We start from the raw sequence: 25,905 nt of genomic DNA, 5'->3' as shown, positions 1-25,905 counted from the left end.
TGATCCACCCCGTTTGGGGCGGATCAGAGCAGGAGATTAAGGGCGGCCACGGCCATCAATGGGATAAGACTTAGCAAGAGTGGGGCCAAGGCCGGTTTGGTGGTTGATGGGGCTTTGATGCGGGTTGGGTCGTCGTGCGGGATATGAGTTGGCGCGGGTGTAGGTTGGTGCAGAGCGCAGCGAAGCCCAACATGCAAGATGAGTAATGCCCTTGGTTTTGATATAGTCAAGCAGAGATACTTGTTTACTTGTGCTGCTTATACTCCGTGTATCTTGATGATGCTGATCCTTGTCAAAAAATGGACGAAAGCTGAACATTTTTTCTCACCAAGAGTATCCGCATTTGATACCCTACTTATCCAAGACGTTACGCTGGCAATTATGTTGAGGTGCGTGATGATCTGCCGATTTTAAATCGGCCAAAACCGCAGATAGTGGACCACAAGTCATGGTTCTATAAATCCGGTCAGAGGTAACTACGTCAGGAAAACTCGACCGCATAAGAAGAGACAGTTTTATTTTTATAGAGGCGGCATTTCTAGTGCAAGATATAATAGAGAAACTAAGGTCTTCCAGAAATAAGTCTGAACTATTTCTTATTAGAAGGGAGGTTGAGCGCCAACTAGATGAGCTGAGCAAGCAAAAAATTAAAATTGAGGAAGATTTTTCTCTACTGGAAGAAAGCAAAATCAACATTTCAAAACACATTGAATATTATAGCCAGGCATATGCGTCTTTTTATAACACTACGCTTGAGAAAGATAAAAGCATATTAACATTATCAGTGGCAGGGCTTGGGTTTTTAATTACCTTTGCTAACTTAAATGTAAAGCTAGGGTGTGTAGCTTATGCTGCTTTTATTATAGCGGCACTAGCTTATTTATATAGCATATATAACATAATTACGATTTTTGGGGAGAACGCCAAATATATTATTGAGATAACGACTGACTCAGGTAAAGAAGAGGAGATTGAGACACAACTAAAAAAATATGATAAAAGAGCAATTAATTCATTCTATATTGGGATTATCTTATCTCTGGCATTAGGTGTAATCACATCATTTCAATCACAATTAAAGGTGGAAAATATCGTGGCGGAAGAAAATAAAGAAAATACTGATTTCAAAAATCTTAAGGTAATCGGTGAAAGTTATGGTGGAGTTTCAATGCTCAAGCCGATAAAACCAACGTCCTCAACTCAAAGTACTTCAAAAAGCACCAAGGAGAACGCTAATGAAGAAAAAAAATGATAGTTCAGTTCAAAAGCCGATAAAACATCATGAGCCAAGCCTTGCTGTTAGTAGCGCAGAAGGTGCATCGAAAATGAAACCAATAATTGTTGTTCGGAAACCACAAGATTCAGAAAAAGAGAAAAAACAATAAATGCGTCTATAGATTATTAGCAGCGCGTAGCATTTTTGTGATGCGCTGCATTTACCTTTAATAATGAGTTGCATCTATCACTTTAGATTAACTTATATGTTGAGGCCTTTAAAAAAGATATGCTAATTTCTGAGACTGTCATCGTAAACAGTTAAATCTTAATGCTTTTGTGTGCAGTTCTAGTTATCAAGCGCCAACGTAATGGAATATCAGTGTCCCCCTCAGGCAGGGAGAGAATGCAAGTAAGATGATCGGGTAATACCACCCATGCGTGAATGGTCAAAGGGTGAACCTGTTGCACCTTTGCAACGGTGTCGCGTAGCAGGTCGATCTGCTCTACCAGCAACCGGTTGCCATGCCGACGGTAAAGAACCAAGTCCCTCCGGGCCACCATGTCCGTCGCCAATGGGCCATCCCCTTTCCCTTTTTGCGGCCGAATAACCAAGCATAGCGTCACGACTCGGATATTTTTGCTTAAGTTCAAGGCTGGAAGTCTCGCGATCGTCCGAGTACGCTCCGCTATTCGAACCTACTCAACTCCATAAAAAGAGAACCTCACCCAAAAGTAATCTGGAACAAAACTTGCTGTGCCCCTCCCCTTAGATCCCGGCAACCGGTCGCGAGGGGCCCATGACACCGACCTTTATCAAAAGCAATGCCGCCGCCCAGCTCACCATGGCCGTCGAGGTGATGGATGAGCAGGGCACGCTGCAAACCCGCCAAATCGCCTGTGAGCGGCCACTGACGGTCTACCTCAACTGGAAGGAGATAGTAACCCTGATGACGCTGGGGGCCCGCCCCGAAGCGCTGGTGCTGGGTTATCTGAAAAATCAGGGCTTTATCGAGGACATTGCAGCCATCGAGTCAGTCATCGTCGACTGGGAGAGCGAGGCCGCCGCCGTGGTGAGCAGCCAGCAGGCCGCCGATCTCGACCAGTCGCTGGAGAAGAAGACTGTCACCTCCGGCTGCGGTCAGGGCACCATGTATGGCAGCGTGATGAAGAAGCTCGAAGGGGTGGTCTTGGCGGCGCCCGAGCTTAAACAGAGCACCCTCTACGCCCTGCTCAAGGCGCTGTCGGCCCATAACGAAACCTACAAGATGGCGGGGGCTGTGCATGGCTGCGCCATCTGTCGCGGCAGCGAAATCCTCTCCTTTGTCGAGGACGTGGGGCGCCACAATGCGGTGGATACCCTGGCGGGCGAACTCTGGATGCGCGGCGAGGCTGGCCACGACAAGATCTTCTACACCACCGGGCGACTCACCTCGGAGATGGTGATCAAGGTGGCGCAGATGGGTATTCCGGTGCTGCTGTCGCGCTCCGGCGTCACCCAGATGGGGCTGGATCTGGCCCGCCAGCTCGGCATCACCATGATTGCCCGCGCCAAGGGGCGCCACTTCGAGGTCTTTAGCGGCCACGACCAGCTGGTGCTGGACGAGAAGCCGCCGGTACTGGCGCCCGGTTCGGCCGGTCGCGGGATGCGAGATTAAACCATGAACGAGTTTATGAATGTGAAGCAGGTGGCCGAATACCTCGATCTCAACGAGAAGAAGGTCTACCAGCTCGCCAACGAGGCGCGCATCCCCGCCACCAAGGCGACCGGCAAGTGGCTGTTTCCGCGATCCCTGCTCGATCGCTGGCTGCTCGGCAGCTGCCACGAGGGGGTGATGAACGACCGCCTGCTGCTGGCGGGCTCGGACGATGTACTGCTCCACTACGCCAGCAGCCGACTAGCCCGGCAGCTCGGCACCCAGGCGCTGGTGGGCTACACCCCGTGCGGCACCCGTCAGGGGCTGGCGATGCTGGCCCGCGGCCATGTGGATCTGTGCGCCATCCACTGGGGGCAGGCCGAGGAGGCCCACCTGCGCCATCCGGCGCTGGTGCAGCAGTATCAGGGTCACCGGCAATGGGTGATCGTTCATGGATTTCGCCGGGTGCAGGGGCTGGTGCTGCGGCAAGGGCTGCAACCCAAGGAGGCGAAAGAGGCGCTCGACTGGCGCTGGGCCATGCGTCAGGAGGGGGCTGGCAGCCAGCGCGCCCTGCAGGAGTGGCTGCAAACCCAGGGGGAGTCGCTGACCCGGCTGGAGCGCACCCTCGAGGTCAACAGCGAGCGGGAGCTGGCTGCCGCCATCAGTCGCGGCGATGCCGACGTCGGGCCCGGCGCCCAGAGCACCGCCACCGAGTTTGGCCTCGGCTTTATGCCGTTGTCGCAGGAGTGCTTCGATCTGGTGATGCCGCAGGGGGTCTTCTTTCGCACCCTGCTGCAACAGCTGATCGGCTGGCTGCAATCCCCCGAGGGGCGCGAGCTGGCGGCCCGCCTCGGCGGCTATGACCTGAGCCAGAGCGGCAAGCTGGTGTGGAGCCCGCAGTAAGCGGCCCGGCACGACCTAACCCTTCCCCCTCTCCCGCATTTCCCGTCTCGCTGGCCGCCCGGCCAGCGAGACGGTTTGCCTGCCTCTGCCTGATGCTCTTGCCACTACACCTCTTCATCAACTCCCCCCAGATCGGAGGGAGTGCGCTGGCGACCTCCATCCACCTGTAACAGGCGCTCAGAACGGGTTAGCGATCGGTATAAGTTAAAATCGGGTCATTTTGGCAAAACCCATAAATTTAATTTATACCGCTAGTTTTGCTCCAGAGAGGCTATCAAGGTCGTCCTAGCCAACCCCGCAGCAGCCTCCTCCGATCCGCCAAAGTAGCCAGAGCCGCCATAAAAAAATCCCCAAGGCTTGCTTGGGGATCTTTGCCGTTGCGCGAAGGTGAAGGGTTACTGACCCCACTCGCCGCCGGAATCAACCCCCTCGGCATTGAGGGCGATGCGCCACCCTTCGAGCTGGGCCGGCTCGCCGCCGCTTGGCAGCAGGGCATGGCTGCGCAGCCGCACGGTAAAGCAGCTCCCCTGCCCCGGGGTGGAGTCCACCAAGAGCTCGCCGCCCCAGCGGCTGATGATGCGGTGACTCAACGCCAGCCCCAGCCCGGTGCCGGTGGCGCGGGTGGTGAAGAAGGGGTCGAAGATCTTGTCCATGATGGCAGCCTCGATGCCGCTGCCGTTGTCGATGACCCGCACCAGCGCCCCCTGCAACACGCCCGCCTCATCGAACCAGTCGCAGCTCTCGACCCGGATCTCCCCCTGCTCACCCAGTGCGTGGCTGGCGTTGACCAAGAGGTTGATCAGCACCTGCAGCAGCTGCTGACGATCCGCCTCGATGGGTTGCTGGGCCTTGAGATCGGCCACCAGCGCCACCTGCTGCTGGCGCAGGGCGGAACGCACCAGAGTCAGGCTCTCCTCGATGATGGGGTTGAGGTGCTGCCACACCGGCGCCGTCTCGTAGTCGCCGGGGCGGGAGTATTGCAGCAGGCTGCGGGTGATGGCGCGAATGCGCTCGATCTGGGTCAGCACCAGCGCCAGCTCCTCGCTGACCGGCTCGGCCGCCTCCCCCAGCTCCAGCTTCATCAGCTCCACGTTGCCGAGGATCACCGCCAGGGGGTTATTGATCTCGTGGGCCACCCCGGCACAGAGCTCGCCAAGGGCCGCCAGCTTCTCGCTGATGAGCAGCTGCTGGCGCGCCTCGGTCAGCATCTGGATATGCTCCTCCAGCTCGGCGGTTTTCTGCTTGAGGCTTTGGGTGCGCTCGGCCACCTTCTGCTCCAGCTCGTCGGCGCTGCGGGCCATCTGCTGCTGGTGCGCCTCCTGCCGGTCCAGCATGGCGTCGAACTGGCGGCCAAGCTGGGCCAGCTCGTGGTCGGGGTCGAGGGCCAGCTCGCCGATGCGGGCCGACTGCCCCGCCTGCACCTGCCGCACCACCTTGTGCATCCGCTCGATGGGGGTGAAGAGATCCCGTGCACTGCGATAGACCAGCAGACCCGAGATAAGCAGCAATACCACCACGCCGGAGCCGAGCTCCACCAGATTGGTGAGGTAGGTGCGAATGATGGGCCACTCGAGGAAACCGACGTAGAGCATGCCGATCCGCTCGCCTTTGGCGCCCAAAAGCGGCTCGTAGCCCGAGACATACCAGGCGTCATGGACGAAGGCGCGGTCAATCCAGAGCTCGCCCCGCTTCAGCACCTGCTCGCGCACCGGTGGCGAGACCCGGGTGCCCACCGCCCGGCCCACCTGATGGCTGCTGCTGATCGGGACGTTGGTGCTCACCCGCAGATCGTCGAGAAACAGGGTAACAGTGCCGACGCTGCCATCCGGCAATGTGTTCTTGGCAAACACCTGCCCCTTGATCTCGTCCACCAGCCGGGTGCTGCCGTTAATCAGCTCGCCCCCCTCCAGCACCGCCCAGAGGGAGCCGTCGCGGGCCATCACCGGCGTCAGCGAGAGGCTGATCAGCCCCCGGTTCTCCACCACTTTGGTGCCATCCCGTTGCCACAGCACGGCCCGCTTGGCCAACAGCGGCGAGAGGGCGCGCATCTCCTGCTGCGACCAGACCACGAAGTGGCTGACGCTGTGCCCGGCACGCAGGGCCGTCAGCTCCTGCGCCGTCAGGGTGTCCAGCTCGGCGCCGCGGCGCAGACGCAGAAAATCGAGGCCGTAGTTGGATGCCAGCGGCATCACCCAATCCTGCAGCTGATCGGGCGATTCCCGCAGCCGCAGCTGAAAGGCCCAGGCATCGCGCAGGTGCTCGAGGTGCTCGCTCTGGCGTGTCTGCTGCACGCTCACCGCGTGGTGGGCGCCGGCCAGATCACTTCTGACCGTGGTGAGCAGGTTCTGCCAGCTGTAGGTGAGCGTCCAGTAGAGGGTGAGCGCCACCATGCCCGCCAGACTCAGCATGATGGGCATGGAGGTGAGCAGCAGCAGGCGCCAGCGCACCTTGGTGCGCACGCAGCGCGGCAACAGAATTCGGATACAGCGTGACAACAGGCTCTTTTTCATCGCCACTCCCTTGGCATCGGCAGACCTCATTCGATGGCCCACTCCTTGAACTTGCGATCCAGCGTCTTGCGCGCCACCCCGAGCACCCGGGAGGCAGCCGACTTGTTGCCATCGTGATTCGCCACCACTTGCAGGATGTGGGCCTTCTCCACCTCGGCCAGCGGCCACTCCAGCGGATAACCGTCGCCGCCATCGCTTTGCGGCGCCGGCTGGCTGCTCTGCCAGTAGTCGGCGGGGGGCTTGCCGAGCAGCAGGCAGCGCTCGATAAGGTTGCGCAGCTCGCGCACGTTGCCGGGCCAGGGGTAAGCCTGCATCGCCACCACATCCTCGTGGGTCCAGCTCAAGGAGCCCATCCCCATCTCGGCGGTGAGCTGGCGGGTAAAGTGGTGCACCAGCGCGGGGATGTCGTCGATCCGCTCGCGCAGCGGGGCGACCGGCAGCGCCACCACGTTGAGACGATAGAAGAGATCCTCGCGAAAGCGACCCGCCTCCACCTCGGCTTTGAGATTGCGGTTGGTGGCGGCGACGATGCGCACATCCACCGCCAGCTCGCGCTCGGCGCCAACCGGGCGAATGGCCTTCTGCTCCAGCGCCCGCAGCAACGAGGCCTGCATGGCGAGCGGCATCTCGCCGATCTCGTCCAAAAAGAGCGTGCCCTGATGGGCGACCCGAAACAGGCCGTCACGCCCCTTGCGGGCGCCGGTAAAGGCCCCCTGCACATGGCCAAACAGCTCGCTTTCCAAAAGCTCCGGCGCGATGGAGGCGCAGTTGAGGGGCACGAAGGCCCCGACCCGCCCGGAGAGCTGGTGCAGGGCGCGGGCCACCAGCTCCTTGCCGGTGCCGGACTCCCCCTCCACCAGCACGGCGGCGTTGGAGGGCGCCACTCTGGCGATGAGCGTCTTGAGCTCGCTGGTCTTGGCGCTGTCACCAATCAGGGTCGGCGGGAAGAGCTTGCTCACCTCCCGGCGCAGCAGCAGGTTCTCCCGCTCCATCTGGCGGCGCTCGATGACCCTGTCCACCGCCTGCACCATCTGATCGAGATTGAATGGTTTGAGAATAAAGTCGCTGGCCCCCAGACGCAGCGCTTTGAGGGCGGTCTCCATGTCGCCAAAACCGGTCATGAAGATGATGTCGCTGCGGCGGGTGCCGGGTTCGATGGCCTCGTGCCACTCGATGCCGGAGCGTCCCGGCAGCCGGATGTCGGCGATGATGAGATCAAAATGGAGGCGGCAGCGCAGGGCTTCCGCCTCCTCCACGCTGGCGGCGGTCTCTATCTGGGCGAAGCGCCTGGCCAGCGCCTTGGCCAGAAAACTGCGCATGCCGGGCTCATCATCAACGATGAGCAGGGAGAGGGCAGACCAGTGGCCGGAAGAGACTGTCATGAAAAAAAGTACCTCGAATACAGGTAAGGTCGGAGAATGTCCCGATAACCGGAACTTTAGTGGGACATTTTGTCCTTCCCGTATCAAAATCACCAACCCCAATTATTAAAAGCGATAACCGGCTCACCTAATTGCCGCAATTAACCATCTGTTTTTAAAGGGTAAAGAGCTAATCACAGTGGTATGAAACAGTTTGGCACCCCGCTTGCTTGGCTGTTTCCTCTCTCACCGCCCCTGAAAGTTGCATCACGATGACGATAAAAACCAACCTCAAACGTTTTGCCCTCTCTCTCGCCGCCAGCCTGCTGATCGCCGGTGCGGCCCATGCTGACACTACCAAGGCGCCAATCCGCCTCGCCACCACCACCAGTACCGAACAGTCCGGTCTGCTGGGCTGGCTGCTGCCCCAGTTCACCAAGGAGACCGGCTATCCGGTGCAGGTGATGGCGGCCGGTACCGGCCAGAGCCTGAAGATGGGCGAGAATGGCGACGCGGATCTGGTGATGACCCACGCCCCCTCTGCCGAGAAGAAGTTCGTCGACGCGGGCTTTGGCATCGAGCCGGTGCACCTGATGTACAACGACTTCGTCATCGTCGGCCCGGCCAAAGACCCGGCGGGTCTGGCCAAGCTGCACGACGCGGCCAAAGCGCTGCAAGCCATCAAGGATAAGGGCCAGACCTTTATCTCCCGCGGTGACGAGTCCGGTACCCACATCAAGGAGAAGACCCTGTGGCAGGCAGCCGACGTCAAACCCGAGTTTGCCGGTTACAAATCCATCGGCCAGGGAATGGGCCCGACCCTGACCATGGCCTCCGAGCTCGGAGCCTACACCCTGACCGACCGCGGCACCTGGCTCGCCTACCAGAGCAAGCTGGATCTCGCCGTGCTGCTGGAGGGTGACAAGCGCCTGTTCAACCCCTATCAGGTGATCCTGGTCAACCCCAAGCGCTACCCGGATCTCAACACCGAAGGGGCACGCACCCTGAAGAACTGGCTGGTCTCCGAGCATGGCCAGAAGCTGATCGGCGACTTCAAGGTGGCTGGTCAGGCGCTGTTCGTGGCCGACGCCAACACCAAGTAATGCCCGCACCGACCGACATGGCGGCGCAGCTGGCCCTCCCCCTGCATGCTGACGGGGGAGGCGCCTGATGACGCTGCTCGACACGACCCTGGCGGCCCTCGCCCTGCTGTTCAACGGCGATACCGAGCTGTGGCAGGTGGTGGGGGTCTCCTTCTCCGTCTCCGGCATCGCCCTGCTGCTGGTGCTGCTGCCGGCACTGCTGCTGGGCTTTGCGCTGGCCTACCTGCCGCTGCCCGGCCGCTGGCTCTGGCTCTCCTGCATCAACACCCTGCAGTCGGTGCCGACCGTGGTGATCGGTCTTTTGCTCTACATGCTGCTGTCGCGGGCCGGCCCTTTTGGTGACTGGAAGCTGCTCTTTACCCAGCAGGCGATGGTGGTGGGGCAGATGCTGATCGCCTTTCCGGTCATCGCCACCATGGCTCACGCCGCCTTTGTCCAGAGTGACCGGCGCGCCTGGGAGACCGCCCTGACCCTGGGCGTCTCCTGGCCCAAGGCGCTGCTCGGGTTGATGCACGAGTGCCGCTTTGGCCTGCTGGCGGCGGTGATCGGCGCCTTCAGCCGCATCGTCACCGAGGTGGGTTGCTCCATGATGGTGGGGGGCAACATCCTGCACTTTACCCGCAACATCCCCACCGCCATCGCGCTGGAGACCCAGAAAGGGGCCTTCACTCAGGGGGTGGCCCTCGGCATTGTGCTGCTCACCCTCGCCTTGCTGCTCAACTTGCTGCTCACCGCCTGTCGCGGCCAGAGCTATCTGAAGAATTGATCATGCCCGCAACCCACAGGAGTACCCCATGGCTCTGACCGCCCACCAGCTGACGATGCGCTTTGGCGATCGTCAGCTGTTCGAGATTGAGCGCCTCTCCATCGCGGCGGGAGACACCATCTGGCTGCACGGGGCCAACGGGGTGGGCAAGACCACCTTGCTCAAGATCCTGGCGGGGCTGCTCCCCCCGACCCGCGGCTACACCAACCTGCCAGGGCGCTGGCAACGGCGGCTCAACCGCCTGCTCAAACGGGATCTGGGGCCGGGCCGGGTCACCTATCTGCACCAGACCCCCTATCTGTTTGATCGCACGGTGCACGACAATGTCGCCTGGGCGCTGGACAAACAGCTTGGCAGCGAGGTGCGGGTGTTCGAGGCGCTGCGCCGGGTCGAGCTGGAGGGGCTGGCTCGGGAGCACATCAGCATTCTCTCGGGTGGCGAACGGCAACGGCTGGCCATGGCCCGAGCCTGGGCACTGCAACCCGCTTTTCTGCTGATGGACGAGCCCACCGCCAATCTGGATGCACATTCGGTTGCCCTGATGGCCGCATTGGCGCAAGATCTGCGGGAACATGGCAGCGGCCTGGTGGTGATCAGTCACCAGCACAACGCCCTGACCGACCTGTGCGAGCGGCAATGGACGCTCGCCCGTGGCCAGCTGCAAGAGACGACCCCTTTAAAAATCATCGAGCGACATGACTTCAAGAAGCGAATCCCCCTCTAGCCCTTTTCCCGTGTCGGCAGTGATCCTCGCCGGCGGCCGCGCCACCCGGATGGGGGGCGAAGACAAGGGATGGGTGGAGCTGGCAGGACGCCCGCTGATCGTCCATGTACTGGAGCGGCTGCGCCCCCAGGTGGACGAGATCCTCATCAATGCCAATCGCAGCCACGACCGCTATCAGGCGCTGGCTCCCGTCATCAGCGATGACAATCGCGACTACCTCGGCCCGCTGGCGGGCATGCAGGCTGGCCTTGCCGCCGCCCGCCACGACTGGGTGCTGTTCGTCCCCTGTGATGGCCCCGCCCTCCCCCCGGATCTGATGAGCCGCTTTCGCGCCGCCCTGACCCCGGATACCGAGCTGGTAGTTGCCCACGATGGCGACTGGCTGCAACCCGTGGTGGCTCTGCTGCACACATCCCTGCTCCCCTCCCTCAGCGCCGCACTGGCCGGGGGGGAGCGCAAAATCGATATCTGGTTTGCCCGCCACAACATGGCGGTGGTGAGTTTTGCCGATCAGCCGGATGCTTTCATCAATCTCAACAGCCCGGACGAGCTGGCCGCCTACGAGGCGCGCCTGCAAGACGCCACCGGACAAGGAGCCACCTCATGACCCCGGCCCCCACTCTTCCCCTGCTCGGCTTCGCCGCCTGGAGCGGTACCGGCAAAACCACCCTGCTCGAGCAGCTCATCCCGCTGCTGACAGGGCGCGGCCTGCGCATCGGGGTGCTCAAGCACGCCCATCACGACTTTGATATCGACCAGCCGGGCAAGGACAGCTACCGCCTGCGCAAGGCGGGAGCCCGGCAGATGATGGTGGCCTCCCGCCGTCGCCATGCCCGCATCATTGAAACCGAGCTGGCCGAAGCCGATTTTCGCCAGCTGCTGGCAAGCTTCGATCAGACAGAGCTCGACCTGCTGCTGGTAGAGGGGTTCAAGCACGAACACTTCCCGAAAATCGAGCTGCACCGCGCCGAGATTGGCAAGCCGCTGCTCTTCCCCGAAGACCGGGACATCATAGCGCTGGCCAGCGATCAGCCGGCAGAGACCACCCTGCCGCAGCTCGATATCAACAACCTTGAGGCTATCGCCGACTTCGTCTGTAGCTGGCTTGACGGCTGCCAGACTCGCGAGCAGGAGGCTGGCAGCGGTTTTTTGTCGGTCGAAGCGGCCCGCAACGCCATTCTGGCGGCCCTCACCCCAAGCACCGCCTGCAGCGACAAACCGCTGGCCGAGTGCCACGGCGCCGTGCTGGCGACCGATCTGATCAGCCCCATCAATGTGCCACCCCACGCCAACTCGGCGATGGACGGGATTGGCCTGCGCAGCGACGATCTCGCCGCCGGTCGCTGGCAACTGGTGGGGGAAGTGCTGGCGGGCCAGCAGCGCCATGAGCCGGTGCTGGCCGGTCAGGCGGTGCAGATCATGACCGGCGCCCCGCTCCCCCCCGGGGTCGATACCGTGGTGATGCGGGAAGAGACCCGTATTGAGGGTGAGTGGGTCACGGTCACCGTCCCCGTTCGCGCAGGGCAGAACGTGCGTCAGGCCGGTGAAGATCTGGCCAAAGGTGCGGTCGCCATCCCGGCCGGTACCCGACTCGCAGCACCCCAGCTGGGGCTGGCGGCATCGCTCGGGCTGGGCAGCCTGCCGGTACGCACGCCGCTGAAAGTGGCACTGTTCAGCACCGGCGACGAGGTGCAGGCACCGGGCGAACTGCTCGCCCCCGGCCATATCTTCGACAGCAACCGCTTCACCCTGATGGCCCTTATTCGCGCCGCCGGTTGCGAGGTGATGGACCTTGATATCATCCCAGATGACAAGACCATCCTGCGCCAGCAGCTGGAGCAGGCTGCCTCCAGCGCCGATCTGGTGCTGAGCTCCGGCGGGGTCTCGGTGGGCAACGCCGACTTTATCAAGCTGGTGCTGGCAGAGCTTGGCCAGATCGATTTCTGGCGCATCCAGATGCGACCGGGCCGCCCGCTCGCCTTTGGCCAGCTGGGGCAGACCCCCTTCTTCGGCCTGCCCGGCAATCCGGTGGCCGCCATGGTCTGCTTCCTGCAATTTGTCGAGCCCGCCATCGCCCGCCTGCAGGGCAAGCTGTGGCAGCCGCTGCGCCTGTCGGCACTGGCAGACCAGAAGATGAAGAGCCGCCCGGGTCGCACCGAGTTCCTGCGCGGCATCTTCCATCAGGATGGCAACGGCCAGCTGCGGGTGCGCACCACGGGGCCACAGGGCTCCGGCATCCTGAGCTCCATGGCCGATGCCAACTGTCTTATTGAAATCGTCCCCGCTCAGAGCGGCATCGCCGTTGGCGAGCGGGTCTGGATCCACCCCCTGCAAGGACGATTGGCCTGAATCCCGACGGGGCGCAGGCCGGATGCAATGCGCCCCAGGTCACTTTACACGAGGCTCACTGTGCGTCTTGATGCCCCCTTATCCCGGCTCGATCTGCTGGTCTACGGCCACTATCGCATCGTCCATGGCCTGCGCATTGCGCTCGCCTTTATGCTCACCTTTCTGCTCACCCGCCAGCTGCAACTGCCGGAGAGCACCTGGCCGCTGATCACGCTGGTGGTGGTGATGGGCCCCATCTCGTTTTGGGGCAATGTGCTCTCCCGTGCCCTGCAACGGGTGGTGGGCACCATCTTCGGCGCCAGCTGCGGGATAGTGGCGCTCTATCTCGAGATCTACTCCCTGCCGCTCACCCTGATCTGGTGCGGCTGCATCATGTTCCTGTGTGGCTATCTGGCGCTCGGCAAGCGCCCCTATGTGGGACTGCTGATCGGCATCACCCTCGGCGTCACCATGGGAGCCCAGCCGGGGGATATCCATACCGCCCTCTGGCGTAGCGGCGACGTGGTGCTGGGCTCCCTGCTGGCACTGCTCTTTTGCAGCATCTATCCCCAACGGGCTTACAGTCACTGGCGGCTGCAGCTGCACCAGATCTTGCAGCAGTCGGGGCGGCTCTATCACACCCACCTCTCCCCCAACGTGCTGGAGCGGCCGCAGCTCAAACACAATCTCTCCCAGCTGCTGGCCCAGACCGGCAAACTGCGGGCCCTGCTGGCACCGGCCGCCAAGGAGACCCGCCACAGCATCGCCCTGTTTGATGCGGTGCAGGTCACCATGCGCAATACCCTCTGCACCCTAGAGATGCTGGCCAACACCTACTGGAACGATCGGGAGAGCCACTTCCTGATGCAGAGCACCCGCGAGCTGCACGAGTGCCATCAGGCGACCGAAGAGGCGATAAACCAGCTTGCCCGGATGCTGCAAACCGGCGACGGGCGCGGCGCCGAGGCCGCCATCACCCGTCTGCACGAGCTGGCAACCCGGGTCAACCTGCCCGCCAATACGGAGACGGCCATCATCGGCTATCTCTGGCTCAACGTGCAGCTGACCGAGCAGCTCACCCACCTTCGCCGCCTGCTGGGGCTGATCCTCACCGTGCCTCATCGCAAACAGCCAGCCTGAGCGCCATAAAAAACGCCCCGCAGCTGCGGGGCGTTTTGCTATCTGACTGGCCGCTTGGGCTGTCATGGCTATAAACCTTAACTGGCATTGGCCAGCGGCTGTTCGGGGGTGAGGTAGAGGGAGAAATCCTGAATACCCGCCTGCAGGGCGGCAAAGCAGTCGGGATCGATGGCGGAGCCCAGATTCTCCGCCATCATCTCCAGCGCCTGCGGTACAGGGATAGCACCGCGGTAAGGGCGCTTGGCGGTGATGGCATCGAAGATATCTGCCGTGGTGATGATGCGCGTCTCAAGGGTAATCTCGTCCCCCTTCAAGCCCTTGGGGTAGCCTTTGCCATCGAGTCGCTCATGGTGGGCGCCCGCTACTTGTGCCAGCTCCTCGAAGGCGCCGATGCGGCTCAGGATCTCCTCGGTATAGGCGGCATGCATCTGCACCGCCGCCCACTCCTGCGCATCGAGCTTGCCCGGCTTGTCGAGAATGGCGTTGCTCACCCCGAGCTTGCCCACATCATGGAGCAGGGCGCCCCGCTTGAGCCAGCGTCGGCGCTGTTCGGACAACCCCATCTGGGTGGCAAGAATGTCGGTATAGAGCGCAACCCTGCCGCTATGACCCGCGGTGTAGGGACTTTTGGAGTCCACCACCTGCCCGAAGGCCGCCGCGATTTCGTCCAGATAATCCTCATCCAGCGCTACTTCGCCCTGTCCGGCCGGGTGGACCAGCACCCACTCGGTCAGTCGGGGATCGGCCAGTCCTTGCCAGAAAGCATCGTCCGCCAGTGCTTCAAATTCGCGAACCAGCGCCGGATCAAACCAGCTGCCGCTGCGCTCGCGCAGCTCCTTGAGCGCTGCATCCGGGCCGGCGGCCGCATGAAACACATCCACCACCTGGCAGAGCAGGGCAATACGGGAGAAGAGCGGGATCGCCTCCCCTGCCAGTTGCAGGGGGCGACCTTTGCCATTCCAGTGTTCATCAAGGGAGAGGATTCCATTGGCTACATCATCACTGAAACGGAGTTGGCGAGCGATATCCGCCCCCCGATGACAGCGGGTCTGGATCAGTTCGTTGGCAATCTGGTCGCCGTTGCGAAAGATATGAAACAGGCTGCGAAAACGTCCCAGCAGATCCGCCTGCAAGCCGGTATGGCCCAGCACGAAGTTGACTACCTCGGAGAGGGAGCCATCCACCAGTTTGAAATCGCGTTTGAAGTGAAGATCGTCGGTGAGATAGAGCTCGCAGATGCGGGCAGCATTGCTGCTGCACCCAAGATCCTTGAGCAGGAGCGTGTAGTAGAGATCATGGCGCAGCCGGGCATCCAGTCCCAGCCGCTCCCCCAGACGGGAACCTATCCAGCAGCAGCGAATGCAATGTCCTCTTGGTTGCCCCTCGGTCATGTCGAGCGCATGACTGAGGGAACCAATCAACTCCGCCAATCGCAATCCATTCACCGTCATAGTCTACTCCCTCAGACATCATGGCGATTTTGCCAGCTGCTTATGTATACCCCATCTGGTGCCGGATAGATCTGGATCCAGTTGAATTTAGGCAGCAGCCTTGCCCTGATTCACCCGCTCTTCCAGCTCAGCACGGCTCAGGGTAGAGACGAAGCGACCGTCGAAGTAGATATCCATCAGCTCGCCGCGCTTCTCGCCACGCATCATGCTGCTGCGACCATCCAGATAGTGCACCTCCATCTGGGCGGTATGCTCGTCGGGATAGCTGATCTCCACCTCACGCACCCCTTGCGGCAGCATGGCCAGCGGCACTTTGTGAAGAGAGGGGTCGAGGTGCTGGTTCACCTTGATCACCGGGTCGACTTTCATATCCACCACAGCCGGTGACTTGCCGGTGATGGGATTCTTGCCAGTCCAGAATTCGATGGTATTGAAGACGAACAGGTCGGCAGTCGCCGCCAGACCATAAATCGGGGAGAGCAGCATAAAGACGCCAGCCCGGCCGTAGCGGTTATCCACTACGCTCAGATTGCCCTTGGTCACCATGCCGGATAGCCCCATCTGCCCCATGCAGCCACTCAGCCCCATGCTCGCAACCATCATCAGCAACGCGGCCGCCCGCCCCTTCTGTTGTCGTACCATCTTGTTCTTTTCCTGCTCGGTTATGAATGAGGCGGCAAGCCTAAGCAAGAGAGGGGATGGGGACAATTCACAATGGCGGGGTGATACAGGAAGAGTTCAGATTGGGACACTGACTGGTCAGAAGTGCATCAGTGCCCCGGTTTGATTGTGATCGGATGAGTCACATGGCCAGACCCGAAACCGTGGCGGAGACATTGTTTGCCTCGCGGCGGATCTCGCTCATCACCTCGTTGACCTCGCCAACCTGCTGCTTGCCCAGCTCGGCACTGCCCGCCACATCAGACATCTCGGCAGTCACCTTGGCGGTCAGTTCACGGTTGTTCTGCACCACCTTGGCAATCTCGTCGGTAGAGAGCGAGGTGCGTGCCGCCAGCTGGCGAACCTCGTCAGCCACCACTGCAAAGCCACGCCCCTGATCCCCGGCCCGGGCCGCTTCGATGGCCGCGTTGAGGGCGAGCAGGTTGGTCTGGTCGGCAATGCTGCTGATGGTGGAGACAATCGCCTCTATGCTGCGCGACTGCTCGTTCAGCTGATTGATAAGGCCGATGCTGTGGGTCAGCTGGCTGGCAATCAGGCTGGAGGTATCGACCACCGAGGCGAGCAGCCCAGCCCCGCGTTCGGCGCAGCTCAGGGTCTCCCGCGCCGCGTCGTGAGCCAGCATGGCCGCCTCACGCACCGCATCGCTCTTGTTGATCCGCTCCGTGATGTCGCTGGCAAACTTGATCACCTTCACCACCCGGCGGTTGTCATCCACGATCGGGTTGTAGGTTGCCTCCAGCCACACCTTGCTGCCGTGGCTGTTGAAACGGCAGAAGAGGCCGGATTTGAACTGGCCGCGCCCAAGCTCTTCCCAGAAGTGGGGATTTTCCTGATAGAAGTGGTCATCGCAGAAGATGCGGTGGTGCTTGCCCTGCACCTGAGCCAGGGTGTAGCCCATGGTGTTAAGGAAGTTGGCGTTGGCAGTGAGCACTTCTCCAGTCGGCGTGAATTCGATGACGGCCAAAGAACGATCAAGGGCCTTTACCACCGCCTGCTGGCTCAGCAGCTGCAGATGATGCTCGGTGATGTCGGCGGCAATCTTGATCACCTTGGTCACTACGCCGCGCAATTTGACCGGGAAGTAGGTGGCCTCCAGCCAGATTGGCTCACCACGGCGATTAAAGCGCTGAAAGACCCCGGTACGGGAACGCCCCTGTTTCAGGTCGGCCCAAAACTGCTGGTAGGCGCTGCTCTGGGCATACTGCTTGTCGCAAAAGATCCTGTGATGCTGGCCCACGACCTCGGATGCGCTGAATCCCACCACGTTGAGAAAGAGATCGTTGGCGGCCAGCACGGTGCCATCAGGGCTGAAAGTGATGGTCGCGACGCTGCCATGCACTGCATCGTAAAATCCCTGTTGCTCCAGAAGCTGCTCCTGACACTGCTGCAACTCGGCTTTCAATTTGTTATTGAACATCGAAACATATCCTCCAGACAGGCACCCGCCATGGCCAAACCACATGGTGGATCAACAAGATAATGACGGCGTGTACCCTCAGCATAGCTGGCTGGGCCATCAGACTCCCTTTTGACAAGCTATTTATTGTCACCCATCACACGACGGGCTGATGGCTGACATGTCACGGCTCACGGGGCAGTTGGTTGCCACTCCATATAAGCCGGATTGGCGACAAAACCGATCCGCTCATAGATAGGCCGGCCAGCCTCGCTGGCATGGAGCCATACCTTGCCAAACCCGCGAGCTATGGCCTCTGCCGCCATGACATCGAGCAGTGCACTGGCTGTACCCTGCTTGCGATAATCGGGCAAGGTATACATGTTGAGCAGATAGGCCTCTCTTCCCGCCAGATTGCCGGGATAGGGTGGCCGTACGAACATCGCCAGAGTACCTGCCGCGACAACCTGTTTATCGACCTCGGCAAGCCAAGATAAAGCAGATCCGCTCAAAAATGCGTTGGTAAAATAACGTTCGGTTGCCTGTATCAGGGCGGGGTCGGCTGTGGGGTGTGATAACTCCCCCACTTCACAGAAGAGCGCCATTCGCATGGCAACCAGCATCGGAATATCGGCCTCGGTGGCCTGACGGATCAGCATCGCAGCTCCTTGCGTCATCGGGATCCATAAAATGAGCAACCAACAGGGGGAAAAGTGCAGCTGCTGCCACATTGTGACATCCCCCTTTTTGCACCAGCGATAGTAACAGAACTGAGCATTAACCATCTGTTTTTAAACACATAAAAAAAGACAGCCGAAGCTGTCTTTTTTATCGAAGAGGGTCTTAGTAGAAGATCCGCTCGCCACGTTCGCTCATCTTGAGCCAGACCGGTTTGGTACTGGTCTTGTTCCAGATGCGGTGCAGATAGCTATAAAAGCGGGCGCGATCACTACGAAACAGCATCACTGGAAACGCCAGAATGCCCACCAGCAATACATAAATGCGACGAAGAATAATCTGAGTCAGAGAAAAGGGATGAAACATGATGCAACTCCTTACTGGTACGACCACTGAGCAAAGATTACTCCACTATCTGTAGGATTACTACATCCTCAGCCATATTTTTTCATAAAAACGGCAAATTAGCGGGATAAGTGAAATTGAGCAACGTCATTAACCAACAATTAACACATTTGCGAAAACCGTGCGCTCTGCCACAGTTATGAGTGCGGAAACGTGCCGTATGGAGATGCGTATGAAGCTTTCAGAAGTTGCTCTGCTGGTGCTGATGCTCGCCTTGACCAAGGCGCAAATCGATGAGTGGCAGCTCAATCAGGGGGATGCCATTGTGCTTGCCCGACAAGGACCAACCACCGTGAGTCTGTGGCAGTGCGGCACACTGAAACAACAGATGGCGGATCTCACCCAATACAGTGCAGAAAGCCAGTTTCAGAACCGGGGCCAAAACGTGGACGAAGTGAATCACTATCTTGAGCGACAGTGGCGAGAAGCGGGCTGCGAACGGCTGATGCTGCAACAGAGCTACTGATAAATTCGGTTTGAGATGATTTCTTGAAACGGAAGAAGAGAGATGGAGGCACGTTCCGGAGTCGAACCGGACTAAACGGATTTGCAATCCGCTGCATAACCGCTTTGCTAACGCGCCATGCTGACAAGACTGATTGTCTTGAAAGTGATATCCATCGTTGGTGCGATGGAAAATTGGAGCGGGAAACGAGACTCGAACTCGCGACCCCGACCTTGGCAAGGTCGTGCTCTACCAACTGAGCTATTCCCGCATTACTGCTTTCGTGCCAGTTGCCTGACAACGAGGCGCATTATACGTACCCCGAGCGACAGCACAACCCTTTTTTCGCATTTAAGCGCCGCAACCGGATCGTTTGCTCACCCTTTAGACGGGTTGCTGCAAAATCAGCCGCCCAGCTGTGACCAACCAAGCGAATTTGGGATAAAGTCGTTGAAATGATTACGCTTTAGTTCGAAACTTGAGCCGCTTAATAACCGGATTCTCAATTGAAATTCACAAGATGAAATGGATCTTCAGGCTTCGTGGACTCAGGCCGCAACTAATGCTGGCTTTTTTCATGTTGGGAATGGTGCCATTCCTGGTCGTCACCCTCTTCTTCCTCTACAGCCACGGTAAAGACCTTACCACCCAGACTTCCAACCATCTGGTCTCCGTTCGCAACATCAAAAAGAGCCAGCTTGAGGATTACTTCAACAACCTCAAGGAGCAGATCACCAACTTCTCCCAGCAGGACTTTGCGGGCAACAGTATCGGTCGCTTCTACGGTTTTGCCGGTGCCTTTGAAAAACTGGGCACCACGCCGCAAGAGGCCCGTGCCCGGGCACAGGCCCGCTATGTGCCGGGCTCCTGGGATCAGCTGCAAAAGCCGGATCCCGAGGTCGAAATCGAACCCTCCATCAGTGCCCTCATTCTGGCTGACGAGATGTATGGCCGGGTGCATCAGCGCTTTCATCGCGGCTATGCCGACATGGTGCGCAAATCCAACTACAGCGACATCTTTCTGGTCGACCTCAACGGTGATGTGGTCTATTCGGTCACCAAACACCCCAACTTTGCCACCAACCTGCTCTCCGGCCCTTATCAGGGCAGTGGCCTCGGTCAGACCTTCGCCAAGATCAAGCGGCGCCTCGATGGCGGCCAGAAACCACAACAGATCTTCGAATTCACCGACTTTGGCCGCAACGAGCTGACCGGTCAGGTGGTCGCCTACATGGCCGCCCCCGTGATGCAGTACGACTATGTGCGCGGGGTGGTCATCTTCGAGCTGCTGCCAGACAAGCTCAACCAGATCATGGCGGAGCGGGAGGGGCTCGGAAAAACCGGCGAGACCATTCTCATCGGCCCCGACAAACGGATGCGGGCCGATGCCTGGCTGGCGCCGGAGTACAGCGTCGAGAACAGTTTCAGCCAGAATTTCCGCCTGCTGCAGACCCCTCTCGTCACCAAGACCCTCTCTGGCGAGCAAGGGGTCGGGCTGTTTCGCTCCTATCAGGATGACGATGTACTCGCCGCCTACACCCAGGTGAAGGTATTCGATACCGAGTGGGCCTTTATCGCCGAGATCTCCACCCGCGAGGCCTATGCCCCGATCCGCCAGCTGGAGACGCTGGTCATCGTGCTGGGGGCTGGCTCCCTGCTGCTGCTGATCCTCTTCTCCCGCTGGCTCTCCCACTCCATCACGGCGCCGCTGCGCTCCCTGACCGAAGCGGCCGAGCAGGTTGCCGATGGCGCGCTGGATCACCCCATCGCCATCGAGCGCACCGGCGATGACATCGACCGGCTGGCGCAGGCGTTTCGCCATATGCAGCGCTCGGTGAAGGAGAAGATCGAACTCATCGAGCAGCAGACCATAGAGCTGCAGCAGCAGGTCAAGCTGACCCACAAGCAGAACCTCAGCCTGCAGCAGGCTGACAAGCTCAAGGATGAACTGCTGGCCAATACCTCCCATGAGCTGCGCACGCCTATCCACGGCATCAAGGGGATGGCCGAGTCGATGCTCGCCAGCCAGCAAGATTTGACTGAAGGACAGCAGAAACAGCTTGGCCTCATCATCAAGAGCGCCGACGGTCTGGCCCGTCTGGTGGACGATCTGCTCGACTACCACCAGATGCGCTACGGCCAGCTGGAGATCCACCCTCAGCCCGTCTCCTCCAAGGGGGTCATCCGGCTGGTGCTCGACCTCTGTCAGCATCTGGTGCAGGCCAAACCGCTTACTCTGGTGGATATAAGCCCGGCCGAGCTGCCCCCCGTGCTGGCCGACGAACAGCGCCTCGAACAGGTGCTCTACAATCTGGTCGGCAACGCCATCAAGTACACGCCGCAGGGCAAGGTAGTGCTGAGCGCCATGGTGGAGGGCAACTTCCTGCGCATCAAGGTGACCGATACCGGCATTGGCATCTCCCCCGAGCATCTGGAGCATATCTTCGAACCGCTGGTGCAGATGAGCCCGGAGGTAAGCAAGCAGGGAGCCGGCCTTGGCCTCTCCATCACTCGGCAGCTGGTGCACTTGATGGGTGGCGAGCTAAGCGTGCAGAGCGAGCCGAGCGTCGGCTCCACCTTTGCCTTCACCCTGCCGCTCGCGACCGGCAAGAGCGCCCCGCTGACTCAGGGCAGCCGTCAGATAGAGCTGCAACTGGTGCGCCAGCAGCCGCTCATCCTGCCCGACTGGGAGAGCGAGGATCTGCCTCCGCCGCCCGAAGGGGCCCCCCTCATCCTGGTGGTGGATGACGAGCCCATCAATCTGCACATCCTGCGTCACCTCTTGCAGCCCTGCGGCTATCGCATTCTGCCCAGCAGCGATGGCCACGATGCGTTGGCCAAGCTCACCCAGGAGGCGGTGGATCTCATCCTGCTCGATGTGATGATGCCGACCCTCTCCGGCTTCGATGTCTGCCGCCGGCTCCGGGAGCATCATCCCAAAGAGAAGCTGCCGGTGCTGCTGCTCACCGCCCTCAACCAGCCCAAGGATATCGAGGAGGGATTCAACTCCGGCGCCAACGACTATCTGGTCAAACCCTTCTGCAAAGAGGAGTTGTTCGCCCGGGTCAAAGCCTTGCTGGAGGCCAAGGCGGGGCGAGCCTCTCTGGTTGAGAATCGCTTGCTCAAACAGGAGATAGAGCACCGCCTCACCCTGCAAGAGCGACTCCATCAGGATCAGATGCGCCTGCTGGCCCTGCTCGGCGAAGGGGCCGACCCCATGCTCTTTATCGACGAGCAGGGCACAGTGCTGTTCGCCTCCCGGGTACTGGCTCGCTTGCTGGGTCAGGAGCCGGAAAACATGGAGGGACAAACTATCGACGAGTGGCTGGCCGAGCCGCTGAAAGAGCAGTGGCCCGATCTGGCTGGCCAGCGGGAGCATATTGTGGAATTTCTGGTGGCAGGCCAGAAAGATGAACTCAATGCCCGCGCCCTGCCCATCACCCTCGGGGGGCAAGCGGCCTTTGCCCTTACCTTTACCACTGAACAGCGCCAGGATGAGAGCCGTATCGTGGCGCTGGAGAACGCCCTCAAAAACCTCTCCCGGCAAGCCATCATCGAAGATGAGCAGCTGCTGGGCGAGCTGAGCCGACTGGGCGGCGAATTCCGCTCGCTGGCCGACAACCTCATTCGCCAGCAGGATGACGAGCCCCTGCGCCGCGCCTTGGTGGAGACCATGCAGCTCACCCTGGATGCCTGGCAGCAGGGCACCGGCAAGGGCAAAATCGTGCTGGCGGAGAAGAGCAAGCTGTGGCGCGTCTATATGGACAGATCCAGCCCGCAGACCCGCACCCTCGACAAGTACCTCAATCTGGACACCCTGCCCAAATCGCCGCGCTGGAAGACGGTCGTTGCCACCACCGAGTATGTGCTGGGCCACTGCCCGCTCAACGAGCAACAGCGCCAGCAGTTGCAACAGAGTGCCCAGACCCTGCGTCAGCTTGCCAACCGCAAGGTGTGAGCCGGCGCAGGATGCGCGCTGGCTCACACTTGGCAAACCGGTTTCTTTTTCCAGCAAAACAAAGCCCGATATCCCCCCTCAAATCCGAGCCGATCCACGTCACATATTTGTCATGCACGTTGTTTTCAAGGCGACTTTTAGCGCAGAGAGAAGTAACTTAACGATATGATTTACAACAGATAAAAACCCATTTTGACGAAATTGACGTAAGACTCGGGATTTTTACGAAAACAACGAAATCAACAGTTGTTGTTTTCCTGTTAACTCTGTTTTGCTAAGGACGTTGGAAAACAAAACGACAAGGGTGCAGACACCCAACCAACAACGAGGGCCGGTCTCATCAGCATGCGAAACCGGTGCTCACACAAACAAGGCGAACCCTCGGGAATGCCAAAAAAATAAGAAAGGAAAACATATGCTTGCCAAAGTATCCAAAATCTCTACCGCTGTAATGCTGGGAACCATGATGCTTGCCGGTGCTGCCGGCAATGCCATGGCTGCCGAAAACAAGACTGTGCTGACCATGGTTGCACAGCAGGAAACCGCCTGGGTCAAGAACTTCAACCCCTTCCTGCAAGCAGGCTTGCTGCACACTACCCGTCACTTCATCTATGAACCGCTGGTGATCTTCAACGATATGCAGGGTGGTAAACCCGTCTATCGTCTGGCCACCAACTACGAGTTCAGCAAAGACCTGAAATCCGTCACCTTCGATCTGCGTGACGGCGTGAAGTGGTCAGATGGTCAGCCCTTTACCGCTGATGACATCCTGTTCTCCTTCAATCTGGTCAAAGCCAACAAGGCACTGGATGAGCGCTCGATCTGGACCCAGATCAAGAGCGTCGAGAAGCTGGCCCCGAACAAGGTCAAGTTCGACCTGACCGAGGTCAACACCAACGTGGTGAACGATCTGGTACTGGTGCCCATCGTACCGGAGCATCAGTGGAAGTCGGTGAAAGACCCGGTTGCCTTTACCAACGACAAACCGGTCGGTACCGGCCCCTTCACCGAAGTGGAGAACTTCTCCGCCCAGCTCTACACCCAGTGCCGCAACCCGCACTACTGGGATAACGCCAACCTCTCCATCGACTGTATCCGCATGCCGCAGATGGCCACCAACGATCAGGTGCTGGCTGCTGTGATGAAGGGCGACATCGACTGGTTCGGCTCTTTCGTACCGGATATCGAACGTCTCTACGTCGGTAACGATCCGAAGAACAACAAGTACTGGTTCCCGGCCTCCGGTACCGTGGCGTTCAACGTCAACTTCCAGACCAAAAACCCGGGCAACCACGAAGCCTTCAACGACGTCAACTTCCGCCGCGCCTTCTCCATGGCGATGGATCGCCAGTCCATGGTGGATATCGCGGGCTACGGCTACCCGACCGTCAACGAATACCCGTCAGGGCTTGGCAAGGCGTTCGCCTCCTGGAACAACCCGGATGTGGACAAGAAATACGGCAAGTTCAACAAGTACGATCTGGAAGGCGCCAAGGCCCTGTTGAAACAGGCTGGCTACAAGGATTGTGACGGCGACAAGTTCCTCGACACCCCGAGCTGCAAAAAGATCGAGTTCAAGGTACTGGTGCCAAACGGCTGGACCGACTGGGTCAACACAGTACAGATTGGCGTGGAAGGGCTGCAGGCACTGGGTCTGAATGCCAAGACCGCCACCCCGGAAGCGACCGTCTGGACCGAGAACCTCATCACTGGCGACTTTGATGTGGCGCTGCAGGGCTACTTTGCCGGTGCCAACCCGCACAAGTACTTCGAGACCGCCTTCCACTCCCGCAACATGGGTGAGCGTGGCAACCGCTTTGCGGCTCCCCGCTACAAGGATCCCGAGCTGGACAAACTGATCGACGACTTCACCCAGACCGCCGATGCAGCCAAGCAGAAGGACATCATGTTTGCGATTCAGGAGCGGGTCGGTGCCAACCAGACCATCATCCCGGTCTTCAACAACCCGACCTGGTATGAGTACAGCACCAAGCGTTTCCATGGCTGGTTCAGCGCTGACAACCCGGTTGCCAAGCCGCAGCTCCACCCGGACACCCCCGAGCGTCTGCTGCACATCCTGGCACTCAAGCCAAACAGCTAAACAATCCCGGCCCCCTGCGGGGGGCCATCTTCCCCGTTGATCCCCCCCTCTGCCCGCATCTGCCGGGGTTGGGGTAGCCATGCCCGACGCGGGGCGGACTTGCAGTAAAAGGTATCATCATGGGATTCATACTGAGACGCTTTTCCTTCTATCTGGTTGCCTTTCTGGTAGCCGCCACCATCAACTTCCTGTTACCCCGAGCCATGCCAGGCGATCCTGTCTCCGTGATGTTTGCCCGTGCTGGCGCCATGATGGAACCCGCCGCACTGGAAGCACTCAAGGCCACCTTCGGCTTTGTCGACGGCCCCATCGGCACCCAGTTTCTTACCTATGTGAAGAGTGTCTTCACCTGGGATCTCGGCACCTCGGTGCGCTTCTATCCACAGCAGGTCTCCGACGTGCTGGGACGCGCCATCGGCTGGACCCTGTTTCTGGTGGGCACCTCCACCATTCTGAGTTTCTCCGTCGGATCCATCGTCGGCATCTTCGCCGCCTGGTATCGCGGCGGCAGGATGGACAGCATCCTCTCCCCGCTCACTCTGGTGATGCAGGCGATTCCGCCGGTGGTGGTTTCCCTGCTTGCCCTGTTCCTGTTCGGGGTAAGTCTTGAATGGCTGCCGATTGGCTACGCCTACAGCCCGGAGATCACGCCGGACTGGGGCTGGGAGCACATCAAGAGCATCCTGACCCACGCCATCATGCCGGTCGGCACTCTGGCCATGGTGCAGGTGGGGGGCTTTCTCATCACCATGCGCAACAACATGATCAACCTGCTGGGTGAGGATTACATCACCATGGCCAAGGCCAAGGGGCTCTCCAGCAACCGGGTGATCTTCAACTACGGCGCCCGCAACGCCATTCTGCCGAGTGTCACCGCCCTCTCCATGGCGCTCGGTTTCGTCATCGGTGGCTCCCTCATCACCGAGGTGATCTTCAACTATCCCGGCCTGGGCCTGACCCTCTATCAGGGCATTCTGGCCCGCGACTACCCGCTCATTCAGGGGCAGCTGCTCATCATGACCATCACCATGCTCAGCTTCAACTTCCTGGCCGACGTGCTCTACGTCTTCCTGGATCCCCGTCTGCGTACAGGAGGCAAATAA

Annotated in this window: 21 protein-coding genes and 2 tRNA genes; 14 read left to right on the top strand and 9 right to left on the bottom strand. The window is 59.8% G+C overall.

The genetic code is table 11. The features are described 5' to 3' along the window. The first annotated feature begins 541 nt into the window (after positions 1 to 541). The 4 genes from NOM67_RS10165 (at position 542) to NOM67_RS10150 (ending at position 3,755) form a co-directional block, all read left to right on the top strand. On the top strand, positions 542 to 1,252 hold the full coding sequence (locus NOM67_RS10165; RefSeq protein ID WP_255936594.1) for a hypothetical protein: 711 nt from the start codon (positions 542 to 544) through the stop codon (positions 1,250 to 1,252). Beyond that, positions 1,236 to 1,385 carry a hypothetical protein gene (locus NOM67_RS10160; RefSeq protein WP_255936592.1) on the top strand — a complete coding sequence of 50 codons (150 nt, stop codon included), beginning with the start codon at positions 1,236 to 1,238 and terminating at the stop codon, positions 1,383 to 1,385. The genes NOM67_RS10165 and NOM67_RS10160 overlap by 17 nt, the downstream gene beginning before the upstream one ends. A 630-nt stretch (positions 1,386 to 2,015) precedes the next feature. Then, the gene (locus NOM67_RS10155) at positions 2,016 to 2,873 is read left to right on the top strand and encodes a formate dehydrogenase accessory sulfurtransferase FdhD (protein WP_255936590.1); all 858 of its coding nucleotides are present in this window, start codon (positions 2,016 to 2,018) and stop codon (positions 2,871 to 2,873) included. Between the two features lie 15 nt (positions 2,874 to 2,888). Continuing rightward, a complete protein-coding gene (locus NOM67_RS10150) occupies positions 2,889 to 3,755 on the top strand; it encodes a helix-turn-helix transcriptional regulator (RefSeq protein WP_081849330.1) in 867 nt (288 codons plus the stop codon). Between the two features lie 395 nt (positions 3,756 to 4,150). On the opposite strand, the gene NOM67_RS10145 is transcribed toward NOM67_RS10150, so the two are convergent. Next, on the bottom strand, positions 4,151 to 6,265 hold the full coding sequence (locus tag NOM67_RS10145) for a HAMP domain-containing sensor histidine kinase (protein WP_255937210.1): 2,115 nt from the start codon (positions 6,263 to 6,265) through the stop codon (positions 4,151 to 4,153). A 26-nt stretch (positions 6,266 to 6,291) separates the two neighbouring features. Further along, positions 6,292 to 7,647, bottom strand: coding sequence for a sigma-54 dependent transcriptional regulator (locus NOM67_RS10140; RefSeq protein WP_043851350.1), 1,356 nt, complete (start codon positions 7,645 to 7,647; stop codon positions 6,292 to 6,294). 251 nt (positions 7,648 to 7,898) lie between these two features. On the opposite strand from NOM67_RS10140, the gene NOM67_RS10135 reads away from it, so the two are divergent. The 6 genes from NOM67_RS10135 (at position 7,899) to NOM67_RS10110 (ending at position 13,687) form a co-directional block, all read left to right on the top strand. Further along, complete coding sequence (locus NOM67_RS10135; RefSeq protein ID WP_043851349.1) at positions 7,899 to 8,729, top strand: substrate-binding domain-containing protein; 831 nt, start codon at positions 7,899 to 7,901, stop codon at positions 8,727 to 8,729. Positions 8,730 to 8,793: 64 nt separating this feature from the next. Then, complete coding sequence (locus tag NOM67_RS10130; RefSeq protein ID WP_104014170.1) at positions 8,794 to 9,495, top strand: ABC transporter permease; 702 nt, start codon at positions 8,794 to 8,796, stop codon at positions 9,493 to 9,495. A 28-nt stretch (positions 9,496 to 9,523) separates the two neighbouring features. Continuing rightward, positions 9,524 to 10,219 (top strand): energy-coupling factor ABC transporter ATP-binding protein, encoded by a 696-nt coding sequence (locus NOM67_RS10125; RefSeq protein WP_040065392.1) that lies wholly within the window; start codon positions 9,524 to 9,526, stop codon positions 10,217 to 10,219. Further along, positions 10,191 to 10,826, top strand: a complete 636-nt coding sequence (mobA, locus tag NOM67_RS10120) for a molybdenum cofactor guanylyltransferase MobA (RefSeq protein WP_255936586.1) — start codon at positions 10,191 to 10,193, stop codon at positions 10,824 to 10,826. The genes NOM67_RS10125 and mobA overlap by 29 nt, the downstream gene beginning before the upstream one ends. Next, complete coding sequence (locus tag NOM67_RS10115) at positions 10,823 to 12,568, top strand: bifunctional molybdopterin-guanine dinucleotide biosynthesis adaptor protein MobB/molybdopterin molybdotransferase MoeA (RefSeq protein WP_255936584.1); 1,746 nt, start codon at positions 10,823 to 10,825, stop codon at positions 12,566 to 12,568. Before mobA ends, NOM67_RS10115 begins: the two co-directional genes overlap by 4 nt. A 60-nt stretch (positions 12,569 to 12,628) precedes the next feature. Next, complete coding sequence (locus tag NOM67_RS10110) at positions 12,629 to 13,687, top strand: FUSC family protein (RefSeq protein ID WP_219276712.1); 1,059 nt, start codon at positions 12,629 to 12,631, stop codon at positions 13,685 to 13,687. A gap of 77 nt (positions 13,688 to 13,764) precedes the next feature. Here NOM67_RS10110 and NOM67_RS10105 read toward each other — a convergent pair whose 3' ends face one another. The 5 genes from NOM67_RS10105 to NOM67_RS10080 form a co-directional block, all read right to left on the bottom strand. Then, on the bottom strand, positions 13,765 to 15,138 hold the full coding sequence (locus NOM67_RS10105) for an HD-GYP domain-containing protein (RefSeq protein ID WP_255936579.1): 1,374 nt from the start codon (positions 15,136 to 15,138) through the stop codon (positions 13,765 to 13,767). 87 nt (positions 15,139 to 15,225) lie between these two features. Continuing rightward, complete coding sequence (locus NOM67_RS10100) at positions 15,226 to 15,780, bottom strand: DUF3332 domain-containing protein (protein ID WP_041208956.1); 555 nt, start codon at positions 15,778 to 15,780, stop codon at positions 15,226 to 15,228. Between the two features lie 160 nt (positions 15,781 to 15,940). Next, positions 15,941 to 17,236 (bottom strand): PAS domain-containing methyl-accepting chemotaxis protein, encoded by a 1,296-nt coding sequence (locus NOM67_RS21705; RefSeq protein WP_305121656.1) that lies wholly within the window; start codon positions 17,234 to 17,236, stop codon positions 15,941 to 15,943. Positions 17,237 to 17,406: 170 nt separating this feature from the next. Next, positions 17,407 to 17,874: a GNAT family N-acetyltransferase gene (locus NOM67_RS10085; protein ID WP_255936577.1), complete on the bottom strand. Its 468-nt coding sequence runs from the start codon at positions 17,872 to 17,874 to the stop codon at positions 17,407 to 17,409. Between the two features lie 184 nt (positions 17,875 to 18,058). Next, complete coding sequence (locus NOM67_RS10080) at positions 18,059 to 18,259, bottom strand: YbfA family protein (protein WP_005334863.1); 201 nt, start codon at positions 18,257 to 18,259, stop codon at positions 18,059 to 18,061. Positions 18,260 to 18,470: 211 nt separating this feature from the next. Between NOM67_RS10080 and NOM67_RS10075 the strand changes: the two genes are divergently transcribed. After that, positions 18,471 to 18,764 carry a hypothetical protein gene (locus NOM67_RS10075; protein ID WP_042029394.1) on the top strand — a complete coding sequence of 98 codons (294 nt, stop codon included), beginning with the start codon at positions 18,471 to 18,473 and terminating at the stop codon, positions 18,762 to 18,764. Positions 18,765 to 18,807: 43 nt separating this feature from the next. Here the strand turns inward: NOM67_RS10075 and NOM67_RS10070 are convergent. Continuing rightward, positions 18,808 to 18,881: transfer RNA gene (locus NOM67_RS10070), tRNA-Cys, on the bottom strand. A gap of 57 nt (positions 18,882 to 18,938) precedes the next feature. After that, positions 18,939 to 19,014: transfer RNA gene (locus NOM67_RS10065), tRNA-Gly, on the bottom strand. Between the two features lie 249 nt (positions 19,015 to 19,263). On the opposite strand from NOM67_RS10065, the gene NOM67_RS10060 reads away from it, so the two are divergent. The 3 genes from NOM67_RS10060 (at position 19,264) to NOM67_RS10050 (ending at position 25,905) form a co-directional block, all read left to right on the top strand. After that, entirely contained in the window at positions 19,264 to 22,701 is a 3,438-nt protein-coding gene (locus tag NOM67_RS10060; RefSeq protein ID WP_255936573.1) for an ATP-binding protein, read from the top strand. Between the two features lie 415 nt (positions 22,702 to 23,116). Continuing rightward, a complete protein-coding gene (locus NOM67_RS10055) occupies positions 23,117 to 24,802 on the top strand; it encodes an ABC transporter substrate-binding protein (RefSeq protein WP_041208961.1) in 1,686 nt (561 codons plus the stop codon). Positions 24,803 to 24,921: 119 nt separating this feature from the next. Beyond that, on the top strand, positions 24,922 to 25,905 hold the full coding sequence (locus tag NOM67_RS10050; protein WP_033115357.1) for an ABC transporter permease: 984 nt from the start codon (positions 24,922 to 24,924) through the stop codon (positions 25,903 to 25,905).

Origin of the sequence: Aeromonas sp. SG16, from assembly GCF_024436135.1 — a bacterium.
In the GTDB taxonomy this organism is placed as follows: Bacteria; Pseudomonadota; Gammaproteobacteria; order Enterobacterales; family Aeromonadaceae; genus Aeromonas; species Aeromonas jandaei.
This window is presented reverse-complemented; position numbering and strand designations above follow the sequence as displayed.